This window comes from Micromonospora sp. ATA51 (assembly GCF_016802855.1).
Classification (GTDB): domain Bacteria; phylum Actinomycetota; class Actinomycetes; order Mycobacteriales; family Micromonosporaceae; genus Micromonospora; species Micromonospora sicca.
The window spans coordinates 1-10,292 of record NZ_JAEVHJ010000245.1; the positions used below are offsets into that span (position 1 = coordinate 1).

Genomic DNA, 10,292 nt, shown 5'->3' on the forward strand with positions numbered 1-10,292 from the left:
TCGCCTCCGCACCGGCCCGACCGTCCCGACCGGACCACGCTGCCCCGGCCCCGCCCCACCCCGACCATGACCCATCACCCTCGAGATCCCCGCTGGTGCGCTGACGCCAGGCCTGGCCCGGCTGGTCGACCTGCTCGGCGAGCTGGCCGAGACGGGCGAGGGGATGCTCCGCCACCAGACGCCGGGCCGCGCCCTCGCCGGCCGGTCGCGCGCCGCCGATCCGGTCGCCCCGCCGACACAGCCCGACCTGCCGGCCGATCCGCCGGCCGTACCGGCCGATCCGAACCCGGTACGGATCCTGGCCGGCCCCCGGATCGTCCGCCACGGTCCGCGGGACGTCCCGCTGACCCGGATCGAGTACGACCTGCTGCTCTTCCTCGCCGAGCACCCCCGCCGGGTCTTCACCCGCCGGCAGTTGCTCGCCAACGTCTGGGGCTACGAGCACGCGGTGGCCCGCACCGTGGACGTGCACGTCCGCCGGCTGCGCGCCAAGCTCGGCACCGACACCCCGCTGGTGACCACGGTGCACGGCGTGGGCTACCGGCTCGCCGACGAGGCCCGCGTCGAGGTGGACCGGGAGCACTGAACCGACGGGAGGAGCCATCCGTCGCTCCGGGCGCCCGGGTCGGAGCCGCGGCCCCGGGCGTCCGGCGTCCCCGTGTTCCGGCCGCGTTCCCCCGCGTGAGCAGGGGCCCAGCGGTGCCACCGGCCAATGTGAACCGGCCGGGCACCCCCCTTGACCGGTCGCCCCGACGACTCTGCTGTAATCATCTGGCCTCGCACGGAGAGCGAGCGGGTGGCTCCGATGTGTTCGTCAATTGTCACATTCATGCAACGTAGCCGCCCCTTGACCCTCGCACAGGCGCCGGGAAGCATCGATGAAGCGGCGTCCCGGGCCGTGGGGAGATACCCGGACCAGCCAAGGAGGACCATGTCGGTCAGCCCCGCCTCGTCGCGCGCCGGATGGCATACGTCCCAACCCGCGGTTCCCGGTCGTCCTCCCGGCGGCCAGCGTCGCCCCGCGAACACGGCCACACCCGTGCTCACGGTGACCCTGTCCATCCCGCTCGCCTGCGAGGAGTCCCTGACCCCACCCGCGCGCCGGCTGCTCGAGGCCGCCCGGGAGATGCTGGAACGCGGTGACGCGGTCATCTCCAGCGGCACCGGCCCGGTGGAGCGCCGCCCCGACCCGGTGCCGGCCGGCCGGTCCCCGTCCCGCCCCCTAGCCCCGACCGTCCCGACCCTGCACATCCTGGCCGCCTCCCGCTCGGTGCTGCGCGACGGCGAGCCGCTGCCGCTGACCCGGCTGGAGTTCGACCTGCTGCTGCACCTGGTCGCGCATCCGCGCCGGGTCTTCACCCGGCTGCAACTGCTCAACGCGGTCTGGGGCTACGAGCACGCCGGCGTCCGCACGGTGGACGTGCACGTCCGACGGCTGCGCGGCAAGGTCGGCGTGGACGTCCCCCTGGTCACCACCGTCTACGGCGTCGGCTACCGGCTGGCCGACGACGCCCGCGTCACCGTCGACCGCACCGGCTGAGCCGGCCGGGTCCTTGGCCGGCCGCCAGGTGGGCCGGGCACCATGGTCGGATGTGGTCCGTCCGATCACGCCCGAACGACTCGTCGCCGAGCTGGCCGACCGGCTGGCCGGCACGGCCGTGCCCGGGCGGCTCCGGGTGGCGATCGACGGTCCACCGGCCGCCGGTCCCGACGCGCTGGCCGCGGCCCTGGTCGACCCGCTGCGCGCCGCCGGGCGGCCGGTGCTGCACGTGCTCGCCGCCGACTTCCTCCGCCCCGCCTCGGTCCGGCTGGAGCTGGGCCGGACCAACCCGGACGCCTACTACGAGGGTTGGGTCGACGAGACCGGGCTGCGCCGGGAGGTGCTCGACCCGGCCGCCGCGGACGGGTCGGGTCGGCTGCTCCCGTCGCTCTGGGACGCCGTCACCGACCGGGCCAGCCGGGCCGGGTACGTCGAGCTGCCACCCGGTGGCGTGGTGCTGGTCAGCGGGTCGCTGCTGCTCGGCGGCGGGCTGCCCTTCGATGTCACCGTGCACCTGGAGCTCTCCCCGGCCGCGCTGGCCCGGCGTACCGACCCGGAGCTGCGCTGGACGCTGCCCGCCTTCGCCCGGTACGCCGACGAGGTCGCGCCGGCGTCCTTCGCCGACGTGGTCGTCCGGGTCGACGACCCCCGCCACCCGGCGGTGGTCGAGCCCGGGGAACCCGGCTGACCGGCCGGCCCGCCGGAACCGGACGGTCGGTACGCCGACGGGCGAAAAATCGTCGGTTTGATCCTTTCCAGGTGCGGGTAATCGCCCGGCTCACAGAGCACGGGTGAGTTCACCCGCGCCACCGACGGACAGGTCCGGGGCGTCACAGCGCCCCGGACCGATGTGAGGCCCACGAAAGGCAGGCAGCGATGCTCGTCCACGACACGGTAGCCACCGGCCGTTCCCAGGCGGAGATCGACCAGATCCGGCAGTCCCTGCGGTCGCGCTACGACGAGCTGACCGCGGAGTACGAGCAGGCGGTGCTGCAGAGCCAGGTGCTGCGCCTGGTGGAGGTCGGCGACACCGCCGGCGACGACCAGGCCGACAGCGGCACCAAGACCGCCGAGCGGGACACCGCGCAGTCCCTGCTGCGCACCATTCTGGACCGCCGCGCCCAGTTCGAGCACGCGCTGACCCGGCTGGACGAGGGCACCTACGGGTTCTGCGAGGGTTGCTCCGCGCCGATCCCCGTGGAGCGGCTGGAGATCTTCCCGTCCGCCACCTCCTGCGTGGCCTGCAAGCAGACCCGGGAGCGGCGGGCGGCCTGAGCGCCGTCCGAGTTGCCGGTCGGTCCGACGCGCGGTGGACTCCACCCATGGGTGAGATCAAGGTGGGCACCGCCTCGTGGACCGACCGGACCCTGCTCGACTCCGGCTGGTACCCGGCGACCGCGGACACCCCGGAGAAACGGCTGGACTACTACGCCCGGCAGTTCCCGCTGGTCGAGGTGGACGCCACCTACTACTCGCCGCCCGCGGAGCGGACGGCGGAGCTCTGGGTGGCCCGCACCCCGCCCGGGTTCACCTTCAACGTCAAGGCGTTCAGCCTGCTGACCGGGCATCCGACCCGGGTCGGCGCGCTCTACAAGGACCTGCGCCCGGAGACGGACAAGAAGAACGTCTACCCGGACGATCTGCCGCCGCAGACGTACGAGGAGGTCTGGACCCGGTTCCTGTCCGCCCTGGACCCGCTGGTCGAGGCGGGCCGGCTCGGCGCGCTGCTGTTCCAGTTCCCGCCCTGGTTCACCATCAAGCGGGAGAACAAGCAGTACCTGCTCGAGGTGGCGAAGCGGTGCGCCCCGCTGCGCCCGGTCTTCGAGTTCCGTCACGCGTCCTGGTTCGACGGGGCCAACGGGGACGAGACGCTGGGCTTCCTGCGTCAGCACCGGCTGCCGTACGTCTGCGTCGACATGCCGCAGGGGCACCGGTCGTCCGTCCCGCCGGTGCTGGCGGCCACCGCGGACCTGGCGGTGGTCCGCTTCCACGGGCACAGCGACAAGTGGACCAGCAAGGACATCCACGAGAAGTTCGGGTACGAGTACTCCGAGCGGGAGCTGCGGGACTGGGCGCCGAAGCTGCGCGAGCTGGCCGGGGAGGCCGAGCATACGCACGTGCTGATGAACAACTGCTACCGCGACTACGCCCAGCGCAACGGCCGGCAGTTGCAGGCCCTGCTCGGCGCGGACTGATTCACCCGGGGCGGGTGAGGCCCACTCACCCCGGAGCCGCACAGCATGGACGGTGTGTGCGGTCCGTCGACCGGCGCGACCGCGAGGCCGACAGGAGGTGGGCCATGACGGTGCGGGTGGTAGCGGATGCGCGCCGCGGCCGGGTGCTGCACGTGGTCGGGAAGTCCGACGTGCCCCGGCGTGGCGAGCGGCCCGGTCGGTTCAGCCCGACCCGGCTCTGGCGGGGGCCCAGCGGGCCGCCGCGCCGCACCGACGACCGACGCTGGGAAACCGACGCACGGGGGTGGGTAGATGGCTGAGCAGCTGATTTCCGCGGTCGAGTCCTCGATGGACAAGACAAACCTGATGCTCAAGGACATCGAGCAGGCGTACGGCTGGCCGAAGGAACAGCGCAACCAGTCGTACGCGGCGTTGCGCACGGTGCTGCACCTGCTGCGCGACCGGCTGCCGGTGCAGCAGAGCGTGGAGTTCGCCCAGCAGTTGCCGGTGCTGGTCCGCGGCATCTACTTCGACGGCTGGCAGCCGGAGAACGTGCCGATCAAGCTGAACCGGGAAGACTTTCTCTACGAGGTCCGCCAGGGCTTCCCGTACGACGTGGAGGGCGGCACGGAGCGGGTGGTGCAGGTGGTGCTGGACACCCTGCGTCAGCACGTCACCCAGGGCGAGTGGCAGGACGTCAAGTCGCAGATGCCGAAGGACCTGGGCCGGATGATTCCCTGACCGGCCCCGTCCCGGCCCGCTCCACTCCGGTGGGGCGGGCCCTCGGCGTCCGGCTGACCGGGAGGCCGGCCCGCCGGGCCAGTCCGGCGAAGGCCACCGCGTCGACGATCGCCGCGCCGCCGGGGTCGTTGTTGAAGTAGACGTACGCGGGCTCGGCGTCGCCGAACGTGTCGCTCAGCCGGCGTACCCAGGACGCCAGCGCGGCCCGGCCGTAGCGCGGCCATGGGCGGGCGCGCCGCTCGTGCAGGCGCAGGTAGCCGAAGTCGGTGGTGCGCCACAGCGGCGTCACCGGCCGGCTGAGCCGGTCGGCCCAGACCAGCGCGGCCCGGCGCCGTTCGAGGACGCGCCGGGTGTCGTCGCTCCACCAGGAGGGGTGCCGGGGTTCCACCGCCACCCGCACGTCGGCGGGGAAGAGCCGCAGCGTCTCGTCGAGCGCCCGGGGGTCGGCGCGCAGGTTCGGCGGGAGTTGCACGAGCACGGGTCCGAGCCGGTCGCCCAGCCCACCGGCCCGGTCCAGGAACCGGGCCACCGGCTCGGCCGGCTCGCGCAGCCGTTTGATGTGGGTGAGGTAACGGCTCATCTTCACCGCCACGCAGAAGTCGTCGGGGGTGCGGGCCCGCCAGGCGACGAAGGTGTCCCGTTCGGGCAGCCGGTAGAAGGCGTTGTTCACCTCGACGGTGGCGAACCGTTCGGCGAAGTGCTCCAGCCAGAGCCGCTGCGGCAGCTTCGCCGGGTAGAAGCGCTCCCGCCAGTCCCGGTACTGCCAGCCGGAGGTGCCGACCAGGATCATTGTGATCGCGCCCTTGGAGGTTCGTTGCGGCGTACCGCTGTCGGAGGTTCAGGGCTTGTATTCGCTGCGGGTGCGGGGGAGCCATTGCGGGTGTTCATCCCGAAGGTAGCGGATGAGGCCCTCGCGGAGGTCGCAGCGGAGGTCCCAGGCGCTCGGGCCGTCGGCGGCGGAGGCCTGGATCTGGATGACCACGCTCTGTGCGGTTGCGTCGACCATCTGCAGCACCCATTGGTCGCGGTCCCAGAGTGGCGACGCCTCGACCAGCCGCCGGGCCTCCGTGCGTAGGTCGTCGAGGTCGGCGGTGTGGTCCACGTGAAGTTTGATCTGGCCGACCACCCGGCTTTCGTTCCGGGTCCAGTTCTGGAACGGGCGTTCGGTGAAGTAGGTCGTGGGCAGGATGAGCACCCGGTCGTCCCAGAGTCGGATGACGACATTGGTGAGCTTCAACTCCTCGACGCGGCCCCACTCGCCCTCGATCACCAGGACGTCGCCGACGTGCAGTGAGTCGGCGAAGGCCACCTGGATTCCGGCGAAGGCGTTGCCCAGGGCGGTCCGCGCGGAGAGCCCGATCACCGCGCCGACCACTCCGGCCGATCCCAACACCGACAGACCGAACAGGCGTACCGGCCGGAAGGTGACCATGATCAGGCCGATCGCCAGGATGGTGACGACGGTCGCGGTGAGGCGCCGTACCGGCCGGATCTGGGTGCGGGCGCGCCGGATGCGGCGGCCCGAGACCGCCGCCTCCGGCAACCGGCTGAAGATGATGCTTTCGGTGACGTACAGGGCCTTGACTATCAGCCACGCGGTACAGCCGATCAGCAGCAGCTGGACCCCGTGGCGGACTGCTCGAATCCACCAGTCCGGCCCTGTCGGCATCGCGAAGTACAGCGCTCCGAGCAGCAGCACCATGATCGCGGGACGTCGGCAGGCCTTATACAACGGCGTCAGGCACCACTGGTAGCGGCCGCGGGCGACTCGCCGGACGAGCACGCCGGTGAACCGATCCAGCAGGAGCGCCGCTCCCAGCGAGGCCAGCACGATCGCCACCAAGCCCATCAGGCGCCGACCGATGCAGCCGTAGTGCTCATGCTCCTCCAACTCCTCGGGCAGGTTGTCCTGTCCGAGCGTGTCACGGGAGTTGCGACCGTGCGGTGTGCATCTGGAAACGATCAGGCCACGCGAAGTCCGGCGATCGGGCACGCGTCGGCAGGCTGGGTCACCGCCCCGACAGCGGGGGTGGACCTAGTGACCGGTCGCCGCGCCCATCCCGCATCGGGTGGCGATGAGGGTGGTAGCGACGAGGGCGGCGAGGAGCAGAGCGGTCAGGCGGGACGGCGCGGGTGTGAGCGGGGTGAGGAGCACGAGCGCCGCCGTGGCCCAGTACGGCACGGTCATCTTCAGCTGCTCGTACGGGCGGATGTGCAGCGTCCAGACGGCGATCAGGTAGATGGCGACCGGCGCGGCAACCGCGTACCCGGCGGCGACGCGCCCGAGGTGCGCCGCCCCGGTCTGGTAGTCGACATCGACGGCTAGGCCCGCGCCGAGCGCGGCCGCCGACGCGAAGATCAGATACTGGCCGTATCCCCACAGCAGTGCCACGCGCGGCGTCGTTGCCAGGTGTTCGACCGGGCGGTCGAAATACAGCCACCACATGGCGAAGACGATCACGATCCCGGCACCGGCGATCGACAGCAGGGGGCTCGCCTTGGTTCCCCGGTCGAAGGCGGTCTGCACGGCGAGGCTCGCGGCGAGCACCGACTCGCCGAGCACGATGATGGTGAACAGGCCGTACCGCTCGGTGATGTGGCGCGGGTGCCAGATGATCGGAGCGGGGCGCCGGGCCCAGAACGGCAGCAGCAGTTCGGCGACGGCGACCGCCAGGAAGCCGGGCAACAGCCAGGGCCACCCGTCGGGCAGTGCCAGCCGGGCAATCCAGGCCGCCTGCAGCACGATGATGCCCACGGCGTAGCGCAGCGCGGTGGCGCGCCGCTCGGGATCGCTGTGGGCGACGCGCAACCACTGCCCGACCATCGCCAGGCGCATGATCACGTACCCGTACGTGATGACGGAGAAGTCGCCGTGGTCGAAGGCGCGGGGCACGCCACCGGCGATCACCAGCGCCCCGGCGATCTGGACGAGGGTGGTGAGGCGGTAGACGTCGTCCTCGGGGTCGTACGCGGAGGCGAACGTGGTGAAGTTCATCCAGGCCCACCAGATCGCGAAGAACACCGCCGGGTAGAGGCCGATCCCATGGCCGATGTCGGCCTCGCCCAGGTTGTGGTGCAGCCGGTCGGCGGCCTGTCGCACCGCGGCCACGAAGCACAGGTCGAAGAGCAGTTCCAGCGGAGTGACCCGCCGGTACGGCTCGTCGGTGGGGCGGGCGACCATCGGCCGGTACCAGGTGCGCGAGGGGGCCTGTGGATGACTCGCCGGCTGGGACATGGCAACACCTCGGACGGCTCGCGTGCGGAACGTTCCCTGGGCCGATCCTTCCGAAGCCCACCGGTCCCACGCGGACTCTCGCCGAAGTCGGCAGGTCGGCTCCACCGCCATGCCTGCAAGGCGCCGTGACCCGGAGGCGCGACTCGACCGCTCAGAAGAGGTCGAAGTGGAAGACCTCGAAGGCGGCGCCGTAGCGGACCCCGAGACGGGTGCCGGCGGGCCGGCTGATCCCCTCCAGGAACTCCTCCGGGTCGAAGCCGCCGTCCCCGAGCCCGCGCAGGTACTCCGCGTGCGCCCGCAGCGACGCCACGCCCCGTTCGAAGGTCGCCGTGACGTCCACGCCGTGCCGGGACTGCGGGGAGGCGGCCGCCCAGACCTGCCGTACCCGGTTCCACGGCTCGACACCGTCGACCAACTGCTCCGAGAAGATCCACCGGTTGCCGGCGTCGCGGACCGCGTCCAGCACCGCGCGACCGGTGGCGATGTGGTCGGCCTGGTTGAGCGCGTACGCCCCGTCCCAGGTGTCCCGGAAGTTGTTGGTGATGACGACGTCGGGGCGGTGCCGCCGGACCACCGCGGCGATCTCGCAGCGCAGCGCGACGCCGTACTCCAGCAGGCCGTCGGGGAGGCCGAGGAACTCCACGGTCGGCACCCCGACCAGGGCGGCCGATTCGCGCTGTTCCCGCTCGCGGATCTCCCGGGTCCGCTCCGGCGGCATCCCGTCGATGCCCGCCTCGCCGCTGCTGACCAGGCAGTAGACGATCTCCTTGCCCTGCCCGGTCCAGCGCGCCACGGCCGCCGCGGCGCCGAACTCCAGGTCGTCGGGGTGCGCCACCACCGCCAGGCCGCGCTGCCAGTCCTCGGGCAGCGGTTCCAGCGGCTCGACCTCCGGTTGCGCCATGCGACCCTCCTGCCGGCCAATTCCCGGTACATCCTGACACCGCGCACCGGTCCGCGCCCGCAGGCGTGGCCTGCCGCAACGGATGGCCCAGGTTCGGGGCCCGGCGAACCGTCCGTGTCGCCGGGTTCCGACGTCTACCGTGGGTTAGAGAAGATCGCGCGGGGGGTACCACCCGCTGCACGACGGACCCCGACCGACGACGGGGCGGCACACCCGAGGGAGCACCGATGCCACTCAACGACGACGACATGCAGACCACCAGCGGCGGCGGCCCCGAAGGCCCGGCCGACGGTGGCGCGACCCCGGGCCAGCAGGACGGTGGCGCCGACGGTGGCGCCGACCGTGGCGCGGAGCGTGGCGCCGACCGAGGGGCGGACCGTGGCGCCGAGGGTCCGGCCGACGGTGGCGCGACCCCGGGCCAGCGCGGTGTCCAGGTGGTAGAAGCGCGGGTCCACCAGCTGCATGGTGATCACCGGGTAGCCGAAGACCTCCTGCAGCTGCGCGTGCGAGGCGTGCGCGGTGCGGAAGCCGGTGCCGGCCAGCAGGTGGTCGCCGACCAGCAGGACGTCGCCCTCGCCCTCGTTGACGTGCTTCGGGTCGTACATCTCGAAGCCGGCGGCCTCGAACCAGGCGCGGTAGGCGGGGGCCTCGTCGGCGCGCTGCGGGTCGCGGAACTGCACCGCCATCGCCTTGCCGTCGATCACCGTGCCGCCGTTGGCGGCGAAGACCATGTCCGGCAGGCCGGCGACCGGGTCGACCAGCTCGACCTCGTGGCCCAGGTCCAGGTACGTCTGCCGGAGCTGCTCCCACTGCCGGATCGCCAGCCCGGCGTCGACGGGGGCGGTCGGGTCCATCCACGGGTTGATCGCGTAGTCGACGGCGAAGTACGTCGGCCGGCACATCAGAAAACGCTGCCTGGTGGCGTCCATCGTCATTGTCCTGCTCCCAGCGGTCGGGCGCGCCGGCCACCGTGGCCCACGGGCTGGCGCCGTTGGTCAACGGTATGCGGCCCGGGCCGACGACAACCACCGCCGGAAGTTGCGTTGGTCGCCGGATCGTTGCGTCTGGGGCTGAGGAGTCGACGATTCGTTGCGTCGGGCCGGTAGCCGGGTCTGAACACGCTTCGGGGGCGGCGAATCGCCGCCCCCGAAGGAGGTTGTGCCCGGCTGGTGAACCACCAGAGCTGGTCGGGCGTGCCGGCGCACCGCCGGCGGGCCGGAAGGTGCCCGTCAGAAGAGACCGGCAAACTGTGAGTCGAGCCACTCCCGGAACCGGCCGACCCAGTCGCCGTCAGTGGTCGGCCAGTCGAACTGGCCGGTCAGCGACACCACGCCGAGCACCACGGCGGCGAGACCGACCAGGATGCCGATCAGCGCGTCGGTCTTGCCGGCGATGTGCCGGCGGCGAGTGGCGATCAGACCCAGCACGGCGAGGACCGCGCCGACCGCGCCCAGCCCGGTGCCGTACCCGGCGAGGGCGCCGGTGAGCACGAAGAGCGCGCCGACCACCGAGACGATCAGGCCGAGGGTGGCCAGCAGGCTGGCCCGGGGCTTCGGGCCGACGGCGACCCGCTCGGCGCGGCCGTCGAGGTCGGCGTGCTCCCCGTCCACCGGCACCGGCCGCGGCACCGACCGGCCGCGCTCCAGGTCGACGGTCCGCTCCTGGACCGGGTCCGGCGTCACGCCGCCGGCCTGCGGGGTC

Annotated in this window: 10 protein-coding genes and 3 pseudogenes; 7 read left to right on the plus strand and 6 right to left on the minus strand. The window is 72.4% G+C overall.

Annotated features, from left to right (window positions below; genetic code table 11):
- The first annotated feature begins 163 nt into the window (after nucleotides 1-163).
- From JNW87_RS28100 to JNW87_RS28125, 6 genes are all read left to right on the plus strand, one after another.
- Nucleotides 164-586: a winged helix-turn-helix domain-containing protein gene (locus JNW87_RS28100; protein WP_109799590.1), complete on the plus strand. Its 423-nt coding sequence runs from the start codon at nucleotides 164-166 to the stop codon at nucleotides 584-586.
- Nucleotides 587-931: 345 nt separating this feature from the next.
- Nucleotides 932-1,540, plus strand: coding sequence for a winged helix-turn-helix domain-containing protein (locus JNW87_RS28105; protein ID WP_238454696.1), 609 nt, complete (start codon nucleotides 932-934; stop codon nucleotides 1,538-1,540).
- 52 nt (nucleotides 1,541-1,592) lie between these two features.
- A complete protein-coding gene (locus JNW87_RS28110) occupies nucleotides 1,593-2,228 on the plus strand; it encodes a uridine kinase (protein ID WP_109804845.1) in 636 nt (211 codons plus the stop codon).
- A gap of 188 nt (nucleotides 2,229-2,416) precedes the next feature.
- Entirely contained in the window at nucleotides 2,417-2,815 is a 399-nt protein-coding gene (locus JNW87_RS28115) for a TraR/DksA C4-type zinc finger protein (RefSeq protein ID WP_109804844.1), read from the plus strand.
- Nucleotides 2,816-2,862: 47 nt separating this feature from the next.
- On the plus strand, nucleotides 2,863-3,735 hold the full coding sequence (locus tag JNW87_RS28120; RefSeq protein ID WP_109804843.1) for a DUF72 domain-containing protein: 873 nt from the start codon (nucleotides 2,863-2,865) through the stop codon (nucleotides 3,733-3,735).
- A gap of 291 nt (nucleotides 3,736-4,026) precedes the next feature.
- Nucleotides 4,027-4,455, plus strand: a complete 429-nt coding sequence (locus JNW87_RS28125; RefSeq protein WP_109804842.1) for a DUF2267 domain-containing protein — start codon at nucleotides 4,027-4,029, stop codon at nucleotides 4,453-4,455.
- Here the strand turns inward: JNW87_RS28125 and JNW87_RS28130 are convergent.
- From JNW87_RS28130 to JNW87_RS28145, 4 genes are all read right to left on the minus strand, one after another.
- Nucleotides 4,412-5,245: a DUF72 domain-containing protein gene (locus JNW87_RS28130; RefSeq protein ID WP_109804841.1), complete on the minus strand. Its 834-nt coding sequence runs from the start codon at nucleotides 5,243-5,245 to the stop codon at nucleotides 4,412-4,414. The genes JNW87_RS28125 and JNW87_RS28130 overlap by 44 nt on opposite strands.
- Before the next feature lie 48 nt (nucleotides 5,246-5,293).
- A complete protein-coding gene (locus tag JNW87_RS28135) occupies nucleotides 5,294-6,346 on the minus strand; it encodes a mechanosensitive ion channel family protein (RefSeq protein WP_236648445.1) in 1,053 nt (350 codons plus the stop codon).
- A 144-nt stretch (nucleotides 6,347-6,490) separates the two neighbouring features.
- Nucleotides 6,491-7,690 (minus strand): low temperature requirement protein A, encoded by a 1,200-nt coding sequence (locus tag JNW87_RS28140; protein ID WP_109804840.1) that lies wholly within the window; start codon nucleotides 7,688-7,690, stop codon nucleotides 6,491-6,493.
- A gap of 151 nt (nucleotides 7,691-7,841) precedes the next feature.
- The gene (locus tag JNW87_RS28145) at nucleotides 7,842-8,591 is read right to left on the minus strand and encodes a PIG-L deacetylase family protein (RefSeq protein ID WP_109804839.1); all 750 of its coding nucleotides are present in this window, start codon (nucleotides 8,589-8,591) and stop codon (nucleotides 7,842-7,844) included.
- A gap of 227 nt (nucleotides 8,592-8,818) precedes the next feature.
- On the opposite strand from JNW87_RS28145, the pseudogene JNW87_RS28150 reads away from it, so the two are divergent.
- Nucleotides 8,819-9,013, plus strand: a pseudogene (locus JNW87_RS28150) (hypothetical protein); the annotation flags it as partial.
- On the opposite strand, the pseudogene JNW87_RS28155 reads toward JNW87_RS28150, so the two are convergent.
- Together JNW87_RS28155 and JNW87_RS28160 are read right to left on the minus strand one after the other, a co-directional pair.
- Nucleotides 9,008-9,520: pseudogene (locus tag JNW87_RS28155) on the minus strand (dimethylarginine dimethylaminohydrolase family protein); the annotation flags it as partial. The pseudogenes JNW87_RS28150 and JNW87_RS28155 overlap by 6 nt on opposite strands.
- Nucleotides 9,521-9,820: 300 nt before the next feature.
- Nucleotides 9,821-10,292, minus strand: a pseudogene (locus tag JNW87_RS28160) (thrombospondin); the annotation flags it as partial.

Bases quoted from the DNA above. Each gene is read 5' to 3' on its own strand.
- JNW87_RS28140 (WP_109804840.1), bottom strand. From the start codon at position 7,690: ATGTCCCAGCCGGCGAGTCATCCACAGGCCCCCTCGCGCACCTGGTAC.
- JNW87_RS28145 (WP_109804839.1), bottom strand. From the start codon at position 8,591: ATGGCGCAACCGGAGGTCGAGCCGCTGGAACCGCTGCCCGAGGACTGG.
- JNW87_RS28125 (WP_109804842.1), top strand. From the start codon at position 4,027: ATGGCTGAGCAGCTGATTTCCGCGGTCGAGTCCTCGATGGACAAGACA.
- JNW87_RS28100 (WP_109799590.1), top strand. From the start codon at position 164: ATGCTCCGCCACCAGACGCCGGGCCGCGCCCTCGCCGGCCGGTCGCGC.
- JNW87_RS28115 (WP_109804844.1), top strand. From the start codon at position 2,417: ATGCTCGTCCACGACACGGTAGCCACCGGCCGTTCCCAGGCGGAGATC.
- JNW87_RS28120 (WP_109804843.1), top strand. From the start codon at position 2,863: ATGGGTGAGATCAAGGTGGGCACCGCCTCGTGGACCGACCGGACCCTG.
- JNW87_RS28130 (WP_109804841.1), bottom strand. From the start codon at position 5,245: ATGATCCTGGTCGGCACCTCCGGCTGGCAGTACCGGGACTGGCGGGAG.
- JNW87_RS28105 (WP_238454696.1), top strand. From the start codon at position 932: ATGTCGGTCAGCCCCGCCTCGTCGCGCGCCGGATGGCATACGTCCCAA.